This window comes from Sphingomonas sp. GC_Shp_3 (assembly GCF_026540945.1).
Taxonomy (GTDB): Bacteria; Pseudomonadota; Alphaproteobacteria; order Sphingomonadales; family Sphingomonadaceae; genus Sphingomonas.
The window spans coordinates 535,416-550,296 of record NZ_JALNUT010000002.1; the positions used below are offsets into that span (position 1 = coordinate 535,416).

The 14,881-nt window shown below is 65.0% G+C and carries 13 protein-coding genes; 1 reads left to right on the forward strand and 12 read right to left on the reverse strand.

The window, feature by feature from the left end:
- Positions 1–10: 10 nt before the first annotated feature.
- Together OXR00_RS08220 and OXR00_RS08225 are read right to left on the reverse strand one after the other, a co-directional pair.
- Positions 11–2,587, reverse strand: a complete 2,577-nt coding sequence (locus tag OXR00_RS08220; protein WP_267387748.1) for an HWE histidine kinase domain-containing protein — start codon at positions 2,585–2,587, stop codon at positions 11–13.
- Positions 2,584–3,138, reverse strand: coding sequence for a biliverdin-producing heme oxygenase (locus OXR00_RS08225; RefSeq protein WP_267387749.1), 555 nt, complete (start codon positions 3,136–3,138; stop codon positions 2,584–2,586). The genes OXR00_RS08220 and OXR00_RS08225 overlap by 4 nt, the downstream gene beginning before the upstream one ends.
- A gap of 146 nt (positions 3,139–3,284) precedes the next feature.
- On the opposite strand from OXR00_RS08225, the gene OXR00_RS08230 reads away from it, so the two are divergent.
- Complete coding sequence (locus OXR00_RS08230; RefSeq protein WP_267387750.1) at positions 3,285–3,788, forward strand: DUF1993 domain-containing protein; 504 nt, start codon at positions 3,285–3,287, stop codon at positions 3,786–3,788.
- A 21-nt stretch (positions 3,789–3,809) separates the two neighbouring features.
- Here OXR00_RS08230 and OXR00_RS08235 read toward each other — a convergent pair whose 3' ends face one another.
- The 10 genes from OXR00_RS08235 to OXR00_RS08280 all read right to left on the reverse strand — a co-directional run bounded on the left by OXR00_RS08235 (position 3,810) and on the right by OXR00_RS08280 (position 14,880).
- Positions 3,810–4,448, reverse strand: a complete 639-nt coding sequence (locus OXR00_RS08235; protein ID WP_267387919.1) for a trimeric intracellular cation channel family protein — start codon at positions 4,446–4,448, stop codon at positions 3,810–3,812.
- Positions 4,449–4,708: 260 nt separating this feature from the next.
- Positions 4,709–6,103, reverse strand: a complete 1,395-nt coding sequence (gene lpdA, locus OXR00_RS08240) for a dihydrolipoyl dehydrogenase (RefSeq protein ID WP_267387751.1) — start codon at positions 6,101–6,103, stop codon at positions 4,709–4,711.
- 112 nt (positions 6,104–6,215) lie between these two features.
- Positions 6,216–7,442, reverse strand: coding sequence for a 2-oxoglutarate dehydrogenase complex dihydrolipoyllysine-residue succinyltransferase (odhB, locus tag OXR00_RS08245; RefSeq protein WP_267387752.1), 1,227 nt, complete (start codon positions 7,440–7,442; stop codon positions 6,216–6,218).
- A gap of 85 nt (positions 7,443–7,527) precedes the next feature.
- Positions 7,528–10,461 carry a 2-oxoglutarate dehydrogenase E1 component gene (locus tag OXR00_RS08250; protein WP_267387753.1) on the reverse strand — a complete coding sequence of 978 codons (2,934 nt, stop codon included), beginning with the start codon at positions 10,459–10,461 and terminating at the stop codon, positions 7,528–7,530.
- 109 nt (positions 10,462–10,570) lie between these two features.
- Entirely contained in the window at positions 10,571–11,455 is an 885-nt protein-coding gene (gene sucD / locus OXR00_RS08255) for a succinate--CoA ligase subunit alpha (RefSeq protein ID WP_242147693.1), read from the reverse strand.
- Between the two features lie 59 nt (positions 11,456–11,514).
- A complete protein-coding gene (gene mdh, locus OXR00_RS08260; RefSeq protein ID WP_267387754.1) occupies positions 11,515–12,477 on the reverse strand; it encodes a malate dehydrogenase in 963 nt (320 codons plus the stop codon).
- Positions 12,478–12,596: 119 nt separating this feature from the next.
- Positions 12,597–12,911, reverse strand: a complete 315-nt coding sequence (locus OXR00_RS08265; protein WP_267387755.1) for a hypothetical protein — start codon at positions 12,909–12,911, stop codon at positions 12,597–12,599.
- The gene (locus OXR00_RS08270) at positions 12,911–13,237 is read right to left on the reverse strand and encodes a YbjQ family protein (protein WP_267387756.1); all 327 of its coding nucleotides are present in this window, start codon (positions 13,235–13,237) and stop codon (positions 12,911–12,913) included. The genes OXR00_RS08265 and OXR00_RS08270 overlap by 1 nt, the downstream gene beginning before the upstream one ends.
- A 69-nt stretch (positions 13,238–13,306) precedes the next feature.
- Complete coding sequence (gene zapE, locus OXR00_RS08275; protein WP_267387757.1) at positions 13,307–14,428, reverse strand: cell division protein ZapE; 1,122 nt, start codon at positions 14,426–14,428, stop codon at positions 13,307–13,309.
- Entirely contained in the window at positions 14,425–14,880 is a 456-nt protein-coding gene (locus OXR00_RS08280) for a PaaI family thioesterase (protein ID WP_267387758.1), read from the reverse strand. The genes zapE and OXR00_RS08280 overlap by 4 nt, the downstream gene beginning before the upstream one ends.
- Position 14,881: the final 1 nt, after the last annotated feature.

The window sequence follows — 14,881 nt, forward strand, 5'->3', positions numbered from 1 at the left end:
AAGGGCTGCGCTACGCATCCACGCCGAGGTGCTGCCCCAGCACCTCGTCCATCGCGCGCGCGACGTTTTCCAGCGTATAGGGTTTTTGCACGACGGTACGGCCACGGTGGTCCATCGGCAGTTGCGCCTGCTCGCCATAGCCGGTCGCGAAGATGAACGGGATGCCGAGATCCAGCAGCCGGTCGGCCACCGGGAAGCTGTTGCGATCCCCGAGGTTGATATCGAGCATCGCCACCTGCGGACGATGCGCCTCGATCGCGTCCAGCGCGCCTTCCACCGTGGCGGCAGTCGCGACCGTATTCGCCCCCAGCCGCGTCGCGATGTCTTCCGCGTCGAGCGCGATGATGAGGCTGTCCTCGACCAGCAGCACGTCGTGCCCAGCGAGCATTTTGTGCGGCGCCGTCTGCGGGTGACCCATCGATAGGCGCGGAAAGCGGATTGCGGGCCCGGCCACGCTCTTGGCCTCCGACACGTGCCGTGCCGGGATGCGGAACTGCGCGGAAACGCCGTCCGCGTCATAGTCGATCTGCGCCGCGCCGCCGAGATCATACGGCACCGAACGGTCAATGATGGTCGTGCCGAAACCGCGGCGTGTCGGCGCCTGCACCGGCGGCCCACCGCTCTCCTGCCAGTGAATGACGAGATCCTGCTCGGCATTGCGCCGCCAACTGATCCGCACGCGACCCTCGGGCACCGACAGGCTGCCGTATTTGGTCGAATTGGTGACCAGCTCATGCAGCACCAGTGCCATCGTCGAATAGGCCTGCGGGTTGAGCAGCACCGGCACGCCATCGGACTCCACGCGGTCGCGTTCATCGACGAACGCCGCCGCCTCGGCGTCGATCAGCGCCTGCATCGGTGCCGGCCCCCAATGATCGTCGGTGATCTGGTTGTGCGCGCGCGCAAGCGCATGGATACGCCCATCGATGAGCTTGACGAACTCCTTGACCGGCTCCTCGGACGGCTGCGACTGCCGGATCAGCCCGCGGATCACGCCGAGGATGTTGCGAACGCGGTGGTTGAGCTCGGCAATGAGCAGTTCCTGCCGTGCATTCGCCTGCTGGCGCTCGGCCGATGCCTCGTCCGCGAGCCGCAGCACCACCTCGATCAGCGTCGCGCGAAGCGTCTCGGCGACGCGCAGTTCGGATGCGGTGAACGGACGCGAACGGCCCTCGACCAGTTCCTTCCATTCCTGGAAGCTTTCACGCGGGCTCAGCCGCGGGCCGTTCGGGCCATATTCGACCGGCTTGTGCGGATCGCCACCCCAGCGGACAGAGCGAACCAGTTCGGAGCGGAACAGCACCACGTAATCACGTGGGCTTCGTGAAATCGGTATCGCCAACATCCCGGCCGCATCCGACGCAAAGCTCTCGGCACCGGGCACCAGCGCGGCGATATGGTCGGTCGCGAACACCTTGCCTGCCGCCGTGCCGTTCAGCGCGCGAATGATCTTGCGAAAATCCTCCAGCGGCGGCGTGGTGCCCGAAAATGCGTGATTGCCAGCGATCCACACACCGACGCCATCCGCCTGGATCGCATGGGTAAGGATGTCGCCGAGCCAGTCCGGGTCCTTCAGCAACGTCTCGTCGGAAGCGACCGCGCCGAGCAACTGGTCCGAGATATCGCGTGCACGGCGTTCGAAATCCACCGTCGCCTGCCGCTCGCGGCTTTCCAGCCGCATGGAGAACATCTGCGCGAACAGCTCGCTGACTGAACGGCGCTCGAACGACGGGCAACGCGGCGCGTAGTGATGGCAGGCGAACAGCCCCCACAATCGCCCCTCGACGATGATCGAGATCGACATCGACGCCTCGACGCCCATGTTCTTCAGATATTCGATGTGGATCGGCGACACCGATCGCAGCACGGAGAGCGATAGATCGAGCGGGCGCCCCGCCTCGTCGCGCTGCGGCACGATCGCGACGGGCTCGGCGTTCACATCGGTGATGACGCGCAGCAGATTGCGCTTGTAGAGTTCGCGTGCCTGCTGGGGAATATCGCTGGCGGGATAGTGCAGGCCGAAGAACTTGCCGATGCCGGCCCGCACCGCCTCCGCCACCACCTCGCCCGAACCGTCGGCGGCGAAGCGGTACACCATGACTCGGTCGAAACCCACCAGGGCGCGGATCTGGCGCGCACCCTCGCGGTAGAATCCCGCCATGTCGTCGCACTGGTCGAGCCGCGCGATCATCGAGCGGACCATGCCGGTGGCATCGCCGTGTTCGCTGGAGGCGGGCTCGGCCTCGATCACGATCTGTCCGCCGGACAGGTGGATCGCCACGTCGAAGCATTTCCCGTCGTTGACGATCTCGCAATTGAACATCCGTTCGACCGAGTCGACACCGCGCAGCATCGCCGTCCGGTTGCGCAGCGCGTGAATGACCTTCGCATCGAGCACGTCCGCGAGCGGCTTGCCGATCAGGTAATCCGGTGCGAAACCGATGAAGTCGGCGGTGTTGGCGGACGCGCGCGCGACCATCCAGTCGGCGGTCAGTGCGAGCAGGAAGCCGATCGGCTGTATCGCGCCGAGGATATGGATCGGCTCCCGGTCGCAGTTGGTCAGATCGACCTTTTCGAAATCGTTCAACGCAGGTCCGTCCTCAGATATCGACGCCCGCTGCTTTCAAACAGCAGGAACACGCGAGACGCCGATTCGATTGCCGACGCGATATCGCCGGCCGAAGTTAACGTATGTTCTAATATCCCTAGCAAGCTGCGCCAGCCGGCGGAATCACCTGGAGCAAGGAAGCCGCGCGGGAAGTGCGCCGGAACGCCCCGCGCCAGCAGCGCACCACCAAGCCGCGATCCCTCCAGCACGTAGACGCCCCCGAGCACTGCGGCAGCCCCGTCAAACGTCAGCGCCGACGTTTCGTGCGGCACCGCCAGTTCGAGCGCGGCGAGGTCGGACCGAAGCGATTCCGCCCGCCGCCGTGCGGCCCAGTCCGGCACCAGCCTCGCTGCGCCGGCGTGCTCCAACGCAGCCTCGACTGGCAGGTAAGCCCCGGCCTGTGCCTGCAGGAAACGACCATAGCCTTCGCGATCGGTCAGGTCGGCGTGCGAGAATACGGCGTCGACCCGGTCGTGATGCGCTGCCGTGGCTGCACGCAGCGCGCCACGCGCTTTGGAAGGGAGAGTCATCGCCGCACCATAAGGCGCATGGCGCATCAGGCAAGCGCCGGTGCTGCCCAGTCGAGACGCGCCTTGCGAGTGGCGCCGGGCCACCCCACGTGGCGATCATGCCGCCGGCCGATCTCGGAACTGCGGCAGACGATGGGAACCGAAGCATGCCAAGCCTCTATGCCATTACTGTGCCGATGTTCGTGCGTGGCCTTAAGAACCTCGACCATCTGCTCGCCAAGGCCATCGACTGCGGCGTGGATGAGGCTTCGCTGGTGGAGGCACGGCTGATCGCGGATATGCTGCCGCTCACCCGTCAGGTGCAGATCGCCTGCGACACTGCGAAGTTCGCGGCGATCCGCGTGGGTCAGTCCGCGCCGCTGGCGATGCCGGACGAGGAAAAGACGCTGTCGGAACTGCGTGCACGCATTACCAAGACGATAGGCTATCTGGAGGCCGTCGACCCCGCCGGTTTTGAAGGTCGTGAAGACGCCGAGGTGATCCTCAAGCTGCCCAGCACCGAACTGACCTTCACTGGTGCAAGTTACGTCACCGATTTTGCGCTGCCGAACTTCTTCTTCCACCTTACCGTCGCATACAGCCTGTTGCGCATGAAGGGCGTCGGCATCGGCAAGATGGATTACCTCGCCGGCGGCAGCCACCCTGCCTGACGCGTATGCGCGCGGTGCCGGTCACCGCGCGCGACCGTAAGCCGGCAGTGCAATTCGCCAGTGGATCGCCGCTGCACGGAGCGCGAAGCCGGCGATCGCCGCACTCGGCGCGGCAAAGTTGGGCGGCACCCCGAGCGCGACCAACACAACGTGCGACCCCGCCGCCAGCGCGGCTGCCGTGACGTACAATTCCGGTCGCATCAGGATCGACGGCTCACCCGCGAGCACATCGCGGATGATGCCGCCGACACATGCCGTGATGACGCCCATCAACGCGGCCGGGATCGGCGGTACTCCGAAGTCGAGCGCCTTGGCCGCACCGAACACCCCGTAGGCGGCCAACCCGATCGCATCGAGCCAGGCGAGCGCCGCGCCTTGCCACCATCGCACCGGCGTCCACCACACCAACAGCGCCACGCCGAGACATACGCCCGCAACCAGCGGATCGTGGACCCAGAACACCGGCACGCCGATCAGCAGATCGCGCACCGATCCGCCGCCAACGCCGGTGATGAGCGCGAAGAATGTCGCGGTGACGAGCGTCTGTCCGCGCCCGGTCGCGGCAAGCGCGCCGGTGATCGCGAATACCGCGATGCCGAACAGATCCAGCCACGGAAGGATCGGGCCTACCTGCCAGTGAAGAGCGAGCGCAGTGTGCATCGGCGCGGTGTAGCGCGGCATGGTGCGAAAATGAACGGCGGTGGTGGGACGCTGCGAACCGTGGCTGCGGATGCGTTCGCCGGCGGCTCTGGACGGACGTGTTCTCTGGATCAGGCCAACCTCTCAGGAGCGCAGCTGCCGATCGTCATGTCTCAAACGAAAAAGGCCGGAGTGCAGGATACCCTGCACTCCGGCCCAATCCGACTTCGTTCGGAAAACCGCCCATTTCGGGCGGGCCTTCCGTGCCGTTCGAGCGCCGCTCAGATGTGGATCGGCTTGCCCTGCACCGCCATCGCCGCTTCCTTGATTGCTTCGGAATGCGTCGGATGCGCATGGCAGGTATAGGCAATGTCTTCACTGGTCGCGCCGAATTCCATCGCCTGCGCGGCTTGCGCGATCATCGTGCCGCCGACGCTCGCGATGCACCACACGCCAAGCACACGGTCGCTCTTGGCATCGGCGATGATCTTTACGAAACCGTCCGGCTCGTGGTTGGTCTTGGCGCGACTGTTGCCAAGCATCGGGAACTTGCCGACCTTGATCTCGCTACCCGTTTCCCGCGCGGCTTCCTCGGTCAATCCGACGCCGGCGATCTCGGGCCAGGTGTAAACCACGCTTGGGATCACGTCATGATTGACGATGCCGGTCCGGCCGGCGATATTCTCGGCCACAGCGATGCCTTCGTCCTCGGCCTTATGCGCGAGCATCGGCCCCGGCACCACGTCGCCGATCGCCCAGATACCGGCGACCGACGTCTTGAAACTATGATCGATTTCGATCTGGCCACGCTGATTGGTGGCGAGGCCGGCCTTCTCGAGCGCGAGGCCATCGGTGTTCGGCCGACGACCGATCGACACCAGCACCACGTCCGCCTCGATCGTCTCGGGCGCGCCACCCGCGGCCGGCTCGACCGTCAGCGTCGCCTTGTCGCCGTTGACCGCAACCGCTGTGACCTTGGTGGAAAGCTTGAACTCGAGACCCTGCTTCTTGAAGATCTTGTTCGACTCCTTGCGCACATCGCCGTCGAAGCCGGGCAGGATCTGGTCGAGATACTCGACCACCGTGACCTTTGCGCCAAGCCGGCGCCACACGCTGCCGAGTTCGAGGCCGATCACACCGCCGCCGATCACGACGAGGTGCTCCGGCACGCGGGCGAGTTCAAGCGCACCGGTGGAATCGACAATGACCTTCTGGTCGATCGTCACGCCGGGCAGCGCCGTGACCGACGATCCGGTCGCGATAACGATATCCTTGGCGGTAACGGCCTGTTCGCCGACCTGAACGGTATGCGCATCGACGAAAGCGCCGCGCCCCTTCAGCCACGTCACCTTGTTCTTCTTGAACAGATATTCGATGCCGCCGGTAAGCTGCTTCACCGCGTCCTGGCGCTGCGCATGCATGGTCGGCAGGTCGAGCTCGGGTGTCACCTTGATGCCCATCTTCGCCATCGCGCCGTTCGCCGCCGCGTCGAAATATTCCGAGGCATGCAGCATCGCCTTGGACGGGATGCAGCCGACGTTGAGGCAGGTGCCGCCCAGCGTCTCGCGGCTCTCGACGCACGCGGTACGCAGCCCGAGCTGTGCCGCGCGAATCGCCGCGACATAGCCGCCGGGGCCGGAACCGATCACCAGAACGTCATAGTCGTATTCAGCCATTTCAATCTCCGCTCCCGGGCTTTCGCCGGGGCCCAGTTGTCAGGCAATATCTGGTGATCGCCCGGTCAAATTACATCCGCCACGCCGCGTCACCGCGACGTAGCGAAAAGGATCACAGGTCGATCAGGATGCGCGTCGGATCTTCGATCGCGTTCTTGAGCGCGACGAGGAAGGTCACCGCCTCGCGGCCGTCGATCAGGCGGTGATCGTAGCTGAGCGCAAGGTACATCATCGGGCGCACCACGACCTGCCCGTTCACCACCACCGGCCGCTCGTCGATACGGTGCAGGCCGAGCACGGCGGCCTGCGGCGGGTTGATGATCGGGGTCGACATCAGCGAGCCGAACACGCCGCCGTTCGAGATGGTGAAGGTACCACCCTTCATCTCGTCCATCTTGAGCGTGCCGTCCTTGGCGCGCTTGCCGAAATCGCCGATCGTCTTCTCGATCGTCGCAACCGACATCTGGTCGGCATCGCGGATCACCGGCACGACCAGGCCGCCCGGCGACGACACCGCCACCGAAATATCGGCGTAATCGTGATAAACGATCTCGTCGCCCTCGATGGAGGCGTTGACGCTGGGAATGTCCTTCAGCGCCATCGTCGCGGCCTTCACGAAGAAGCCCATGAAGCCGAGGCGAACGCCATGCTTCTTTTCGAAGAGATCCTTGTACTTGGCGCGCGCCTCGATCACCGCCGTCATATCGACGTCGTTGAAGGTGGTGAGCATCGCCGCGGTGTTCTGCGCATCCTTGAGGCGCTTGGCGATGGTCTGGCGCAGGCGCGTCATGCGGACGCGCTCTTCCTTGCGACCCGTGGATGCCGCGACCGATGCCGCAACAGGTGCAGGCGCAGCGGCGGCGGCCGGCGCCGGCTTGGCGGCGAACACGTCATCCTTGGTAAGGCGGCCGTCCTTGCCGGTGCCCTGCACGGTCGACGGATCCACGCCGGTCTCCAGAACCGCGCGGCGCACCGACGGCGACAGCGCGGCGGGCGCGTTGTTGGACGGGTTGGCGCTGGACTGCGCGGGTGCCTGTTGCCCGACGGTTGCGGCAGGGGCCGATTGCGGCGCGGCGGCCGGCGCAGCAGCGGCGGCGCCGTCACCCGCCTCGATCGTCGCGATCATCGCGCCGACCTCGACCGTATCGCCGACCTTGACCGCCCACTCGCCCATTACGCCCGCAACCGGCGATGGCACTTCGACCGACACCTTGTCGGTCTCCAGGCTGGCGATCGGCTCGTCGGCCTTGACCGCCTCGCCCGGCTTCTTGAGCCACTCGCCAAGTGTCGCTTCAGTGATCGATTCGCCCAGAACGGGGACTTTGACTTCGGTTGCCATGCTATCTTCCTCGTTCCCGGCGCCGCCGGGGGTCCATCTGCATCAATCATACGCCACGCGCCGAACGGCGGCGCGGCGGTTCCGGTCAGTTCTTGCGTGTGCGACGGATTTCACCACGGACGTTGTGCCCAAGCGCCTCAGCGACGAGCGCGCCCTGCTCGACCAGGTGGCGCTTCATCAAGCCCGTGGCGGGCGAAGCCGACGCCGCACGGCCCGCATAACGCGGACGCTGCGCGATGCCGCCAGCAGCAACCAGACACTCCTCGATGAACGGCTCGACGAAGAACCACGCTCCGTTGTTCTTCGGCTCTTCCTGCGCCCACACCACCGTTTCGAGGTTCGGCATCGCCTTCAGCCGCGCGGTCAGCGCCTCGCTTGCGAACGGATAGATCTGCTCGACACGGACGATCGCGGTGTTCTTGTCGCCGGCGGCATCGCGCGCCTCGATCAGGTCGTACGCAACCTTGCCCGTGCACAGCACCAGCCGCGTCACATCCGCGTCCGCCGGCGCCGACGGATCGGACAGCAACCGGTGGAAGTGGCTATCCCCAAGGAAGTCGGCGGTCTTCGAAACCGCGAGCTTGTGACGGAGCAGCGACTTGGGCGTGAACACCACCAGTGGTTTGCGGAACGGCCGGTGCATCTGCCGGCGCAGAAGATGATAGTAGTTGGCCGGCGTGGTGCAGTTCGCGATCTGGATATTGTCTTGCGCGCACAGTTGCAGGAACCGCTCCATCCGTGCCGAGCTATGCTCCGGCCCCTGCCCCTCGTACCCGTGCGGCAGCAGCATGACGAGACCATTGGCGCGGAGCCACTTGCTCTCGCCAGAAGCGATGAACTGATCGATCATGATCTGCGCGCCGTTGGCAAAATCGCCGAACTGCGCTTCCCACAGCACCAAGGTTTTCGGATCGGCCAGCGCATAGCCGTACTCAAAACCGAGCACGCCATATTCGCTGAGCGGCGAGTCGAGCACCTCGAAATTGCCATGCGGAATGGTCTCGAGTGGACGATACTTATGCTCGTCGGTCTGGTCGGTCCACACCGCGTGGCGCTGGCTGAACGTACCACGCCCCGAGTCCTGCCCGGACAGGCGCACGCCATATCCTTCCGACAACAACGACCCGAACGCGAGCGCCTCGCCAGTTGCCCAGTCGAAGCCGGCACCGTTGCGGAACATCTCGCGCTTGGCATCGATGACACGCGCCAGCGTCTTGTGAACGGTGAGGTCCTCAGGGATGGTCGTGAGCGTGCGACCAAGCGAATCGAACAGCTTCTGTTCGATGCCGGTTTCGACGCTGCGCCGCGTGGTTTCGGCATCGACCGGGGCATGCAGGCCCGACCAGCGACCGGCGAACCAGTCCGCCTTGTTGGGCTTGTACGAAGCGCCCGCCTCGAACTCGCCTTCCAGCAGCGTGGTGAAGTCGTTCACCGCACCGTCGATCCAGGCGCGATCGACCACTTTCTGCTCGATCAGCTTGGAACCATAGATTTCGCTGACCGGCGGATGCTGGCGGATCTGCGCGTACATCAGCGGCTGCGTGAAGCCCGGCTCGTCGCCCTCGTTATGCCCGAAGCGGCGATAGCACCACATGTCGATGACCACGTCGCGGTGGAACTGCTGGCGGAACTCGATCGCCATCTTGGTGGCGAAGGTAACCGCTTCGGGATCGTCGCCGTTGACGTGGAAAATCGGCGCCTGCACGCCCTTCGCCACATCGCTCGGGTACGGCGAGGAGCGCGCATATTGCGGGCTGGTGGTGAAGCCGATCTGGTTGTTGATGATGAAGTGCAGGCAACCGCCGGTATTGTAGCCGCGAATGCCGGAGAAGCCGAGGCACTCCCAAACGATGCCCTGCCCGGCGAACGCGGCGTCGCCGTGGATCAGCACCGGCAGCGATGCGGTGTGCGTTTCGAGATCACCCGCGATCGTCTGGATCGCGCGCGTCTTGCCCAACACAACCGGATCTTCCGCCTCGAGGTGCGACGGGTTGGCGACCAGCGACATATGCACGCTGATCCCGTCGAACTCACGGTCGGTAGAAGTGCCGAGGTGATATTTCACGTCGCCCGAGCCTGCCACATCGTCGGGATTGTCCGATCCGCCGCCGAATTCGTGGAAGATCACGCGGAACGGCTTCGCCATCACGTTCGACAGCACGTTCAGACGGCCGCGATGCGCCATGCCGAACACGAGTTCCCGCACGCCGAGCGCGCCGCCATATTTGATGACGCTTTCCAGAGCCGGGATCATGCTTTCGCCGCCGTCCAGCCCGAAACGCTTGGTGCCGACGTACTTCTTGCCGCAGAAGCGCTCCCACTGCTCGGCCTCAATCACCTTGTTGAGGATCGCCTTCTTGCCGACGTCGGTGAACTCGATCGCCTTGTCCTGACCTTCCATGCGGTCCTGCAGGAAGCGACGCTCCTCGACATCGGCAATGTGCATGTATTCGAGGCCGACGTTGCCGCAGTAATTGGCGCGCAACGTCGCGACGATGTCGCGCACGGTCGCCCATTCCAGGCCAAGCGTGCCGCCCATATAGACCTTGCGATCGAGGTCGGCGCCGGAAAAGCCGTGATATTCCGGGGTCAGATCGGCCGGCAGCTCGCGCTTGGATAGACCAAGCGGATCGAGGGTTGCGGCAAGGTGGCCACGCACACGGTAGGTGCGCACCAGCAGCATCGCACGAATCGAGTCGGCGGCGGCACGAACGATGTCGGCTTCCGACGCCGGTGCGGCGGGTGCGGCAGCAGGCTTGGCACCGCCCTTGGCGGGCTTGGGCGCCGGCTCCATCTGCGTCGGATCGAGCGCTGCGGTGAGGTCGTCGGTGCTGGCGAGCGGCCAGTTCGAGCGTTCCCAACTCGGGCTTTGCGCGGCACCGTCGAGACCCTCGAACAGGCCGCGCCATGCCGGCTCGACGCTTTCGGGTGAGGTCTTGTACCGCGCGTAAAGCGAATCGATAAATGCGGGGCTTACGCCGGCTGCAATGTCACCGAAATCCTGGCCTTCGAAGCCCATCGGACTATCCTTCATTCCGCCGGCGGAGGGCCGGAGCCGTCAACATATAAGCACGCCTGCCACGCCCCGCACCGTAGCGGCCCCGGCGAACCCACCGGGGCACGTGCACTTAACCCTTGAGAACCGAAACTAGCGTCTCGCCAAGCAGCGAGGGGCTGTCGGCGACCTTGATGCCGGCCGCTTCCATCGCCGCGATCTTGTCCTCGGCGCCGCCCTGGCCGCCCGACACGATCGCACCGGCATGGCCCATGCGGCGACCCGGAGGCGCGGTGCGGCCCGCGATGAAACCGGCCATCGGCTTCTTGCGGCCACGCTTGGCCTCGTCACGCAGGAACTGTGCCGCTTCTTCTTCCGCCGAACCGCCGATCTCGCCGATCATGATGATCGACTGGGTGGCGTCATCGGCGAGGAACAGTTCCAGCACGTCGATGAAGTTGGTGCCGTTGACCGGATCGCCGCCAATGCCGACCGCCGTAGTCTGGCCGAGGCCAGCGTTGGTGGTCTGGAACACCGCCTCATAGGTGAGCGTGCCGGAGCGCGACACGACGCCAACCGAGCCCTTGGAGAAGATGTTGCCCGGCATGATGCCGATCTTGCACTCGTTCGGGGTCAGCACGCCGGGGCAGTTCGGCCCGATCAGCCGCGACTTCGAACCCGACAGCGCGCGCTTCACCTTGACCATGTCGAGCACCGGAATACCCTCGGTGATGCAGACGATCAGTGGGATCTCTGCGTCGATCGCCTCGAGGATCGAATCGGCGGCGAAGGGCGGCGGCACGTAGATCACGCTGGCATCGGCGCCGGTCTTGGTCTTGGCTTCCAGCACGGTGTTGAACACCGGCAGGTCGAGGTGGGTGGTGCCGCCCTTGCCCGGCGTTACGCCACCGACCATCTGCGTGCCGTAAGCAAGCGCGGTCTGCGTGTGAAAGCTGCCGGTCTCACCGGTCATGCCCTGAGTGATGACCTTGGTGTTCTTGTCGACGAGAATGCTCATGCGGCACGGTTCCTTGAGTCGAGAGAGTCAGACGCGGGCGCTTACGCCCGCGCCGCAAATCAGTTGAGCGAGGAGTCGATGGCCTTGCACGCGACCAGCAGCTCCTTGACCGCGTCGACCGACACATCGAGGTTCTTCTTGGCTTCATCGCTGAGCGCGATCTCGACGATCTGCTCGACACCGCCCGCGCCGATCACGCAAGGCACGCCGACATAGAGGTTATCGATACCATACTGGCCGGTGAGGTGCACCGCTGCCGGCAGCACGCGCTTCTGATCGTACAGGTAGCTCTCGGCCATCGCGATGCCGCTGGTGGCGGGGGCGTAGAACGCGGAGCCGGTCTTCAGCAGCGCGACGATCTCGCCGCCGCCGCCGCGCGTGCGCTTGACGATCGCGTCGATCTTCTCTTGCGTGGAGCGACCCATCTTGATGAGGTCCGGCACCGGGATGCCCGACACCGCCGAATATTCGATCACCGGCACCATCGTATCGCCGTGGCCGCCGAGCACGAAGCTGGTAACGTCCTTGATCGAGACCTGGAATTCCTCGGCGAGGAACGCCGAGAACCGCGACGAATCGAGCACGCCCGCCATGCCGACGACCTTCTCGTGCGGCAGCCCGGAGAATTCGCGCAACGCCCAAACCATCGCATCGAGCGGGTTGGTGATGCAGATCACGAACGCATCCGGCGCGTTGGCCTTGATGCCCTCACCCACCGCCTTCATCACCTTGAGGTTGATGCCGAGCAGGTCGTCGCGGCTCATGCCCGGTTTGCGCGCGACACCGGCGGTGACGATGATGACGTCGGCGCCGGCAATGTCGGCATAATCGTTGGTGCCGGTGATCTTGGCGTCGAAGCCCTCGACCGGCGCGCACTGCATGAGATCAAGCGCCTTGCCCTGCGGAACGCCTTCGACCACGTCGAACAGCACGATGTCTCCGAGAGCCTTCAGCGCGGCGAGGTGGGCGAGCGTGCCACCGATATTGCCTGCGCCGATAAGCGCGATCTTCTTGCGGGCCATTGTCATCCTTTCCGGAGTCGGTTCTGACCGCGCACGCGGCCTCGTACACTATGGACGCGGCGCGGCTTAGGCCGGTTTTGGGAAGAGGGCAACCGCTAAAGGATTGCCACGAAGGCTAATTAATGCAAATCATTCGCAGTTGCATTATGCTGCTCTGCGGTGTCGACGTAACGCCGCTCGCCAGTCACCGCATCGAACCATACTACCATCACGCGGCCCGATGCATCATCGACAAACCGCTCCGGCGTCTCGCGCCAAGTGTTGCCGGTCGGCTGCCGCCGCGCCGAGCCGTAACGCGCGCGTTCGAACAGGATGCCGAACAGCGCCACCCCGGTCCAGACCAGCAGCGGCCACTGGAGCGGCACGAACGACACGACGATCAACGCGGCGGTGAACGCCAACATCGCCGCAACGAGCACCAGCGTGCGCAGCATCACTCGGGCGCCGGATCGAGGATGACGGCAGTACCGTAGGCGACGACCTCGTTCATCGACTGTGCGATCTCGCCCGAGTCGAAGCGCATCATTACGATGGCGTTCGCGCCCATCAGCGTGGCGTTCTGCACCATCCGGTCGATCGCGTGGCGGCGGGTGTCCTCGATCAGCCGGGTGTATTCAGGGATTTCGCCGCCGACGATCGAACGCAGCGACGCGGTGATGTTGCCGCCCAGGCCTCGGCTACGCACGACGACGCCGAACACCTGGCCAAGCGTGGCGCGGACCGTATGATTGGGGACGGTCTCGGTGGTGGTGACGAGCATGGCATCCTCCCGGTGTTTGAGCAGAAGGATAGCAGGTGGAGCGGATCGTAACAGATACGCCGTGCAGGGTTACGTCGCCCCCGCCGAACCATGCCCCTGCGCGAGATAGTCTTCGGAACGCATCTCCTCCAGCCGGCTGACGGTGCGGTCGAACTCGAAGCGGCCGTCGCCCTTTTCGTATAGCTGGTCCGGCTCGGCGTCGGCTGCGGCGAGCAGCTTGACCTTGTGCTCGTACAGCGCGTCGATCAGCGCCACAAAACGCGCGGCCTCGTTGCGATTCTCCGGGCCGAGCTTTGGGATGCCGACCAGGATGACGGTATGGTAACGTCTTGCGATCGCGAGATAATCGGCGGCACCCCGAGCCTCGCCGCAGAGCCGTTTGAACGAAAACACCGCGACGCCCTTGATGCTTTTCGGCACATGCAGTGTGCGGCCGCCTTCGACCGGAATATCCTCGGAGGGCACGTGCGCGCGGTCCTCGACCGGGAAGTCGGTAAGGCGGAAGAAATCGCCCGATAACAGGTCGGTAGCCTTGGCGCCGTTGGGGACCAGCCACGTGTCGATCGCACCCAGCCGATCGCGGCGGTAATCGACCGGGCCGTTCAGCGTCAGCACGTCGAGCTGCGTCTCAATCAGGTCGATGAACGGTAGAAAATGTTCGCGGTTGAGGCCATCCTTGTAGAGATCGCGAGGCTGACGGTTCGACGTCGTCACCACCGTCACGCCTTCGGCCAGCAACTGCGTGAACAGTCGCGACAGGATCATCGCATCGGGACTGTTCGTCACCATGATCTCATCGAACGCCAGCACACGCGTTTCTTCGGCGATTCCGCGCGCGGCAGGGACGATCGGGTCGCCGACTTCCTTCCTGCGCTCGGCCGCGATACGCTGATGAACCTCCAGCATGAATTCGGAGAAGTGCACCCGGCGCTTGCGACGGATGTCGAGTTTGTTGAAGAACAGGTCCATCAACATCGATTTGCCGCGCCCGACGCCACCCCAGATATAGAGGCCACGCACCGGATCGGGCTTGCGCCCCAGCAGCTTCCACAGCGTGGAACCCTTGCGCGGAACCGCCTCCAGCGCGACGGCTAACGCATCCAAACGCACGGCAACCGCAGCTTGTTCGGCGTCGACGCGCAATTCGCCGGAGGCAACGAGCGCTTTGTAGCGGGCTAAAACGCCGGTCACGCCGTGACCTTGCGCAAGGTGCCGGTAAAGCTGGCGATCACCGGCTCGTCCTCCTGCACCAGCAGCCCGCGCAGGAACAGCAGCCGACCGGTTTCGCGGAGCAGTTCGATCCGCGCCTCCAACATCCGGTCGAGTCGGCCGGCGCTGATGAACTGCGTCGCGAGATCGACCGTCACGCCGCTCGCCGCGCCGCGTGCGCCGAGCGCGTAGGCACCCGCGAACAGCGCGATGTCGATGAAGCCGAGCGCGGCGCCGCCGTGCAGCGCGCCGTGGAAATTGCCGTGGCCGGCACCGGGCCGCATCCGGACCCGCGCGGTGTCGGCCTCGACGCGCACCCACAGCGGGCCGAAACTGGCGTTGTAGGTCGACGGGTCACCGCCGCGCCACACCATCCAGCCGGGCTGATCGGGATCGTCGATCGCCGCGAAGGCACCACCCGTAGCGTCGGTCACC

Coding starts and splice junctions, on each gene's coding strand:
- OXR00_RS08265 (WP_267387755.1), bottom strand. CDS start 12,911: ATGCTGCGCACGCTGGTGCTCGTTGCGGCGATGTTGGCGTTCACCGCC.
- OXR00_RS08230 (WP_267387750.1), top strand. CDS start 3,285: ATGCCAAGCCTCTATGCCATTACTGTGCCGATGTTCGTGCGTGGCCTT.
- sucD (WP_242147693.1), bottom strand. CDS start 11,455: ATGAGCATTCTCGTCGACAAGAACACCAAGGTCATCACTCAGGGCATG.
- OXR00_RS08270 (WP_267387756.1), bottom strand. CDS start 13,237: ATGCTCGTCACCACCACCGAGACCGTCCCCAATCATACGGTCCGCGCC.
- lpdA (WP_267387751.1), bottom strand. CDS start 6,103: ATGGCTGAATACGACTATGACGTTCTGGTGATCGGTTCCGGCCCCGGC.
- mdh (WP_267387754.1), bottom strand. CDS start 12,477: ATGGCCCGCAAGAAGATCGCGCTTATCGGCGCAGGCAATATCGGTGGC.
- OXR00_RS08250 (WP_267387753.1), bottom strand. CDS start 10,461: ATGGGCTTCGAAGGCCAGGATTTCGGTGACATTGCAGCCGGCGTAAGC.
- odhB (WP_267387752.1), bottom strand. CDS start 7,442: ATGGCAACCGAAGTCAAAGTCCCCGTTCTGGGCGAATCGATCACTGAA.
- OXR00_RS08235 (WP_267387919.1), bottom strand. CDS start 4,448: ATGCACACTGCGCTCGCTCTTCACTGGCAGGTAGGCCCGATCCTTCCG.
- OXR00_RS08225 (WP_267387749.1), bottom strand. CDS start 3,138: ATGACTCTCCCTTCCAAAGCGCGTGGCGCGCTGCGTGCAGCCACGGCA.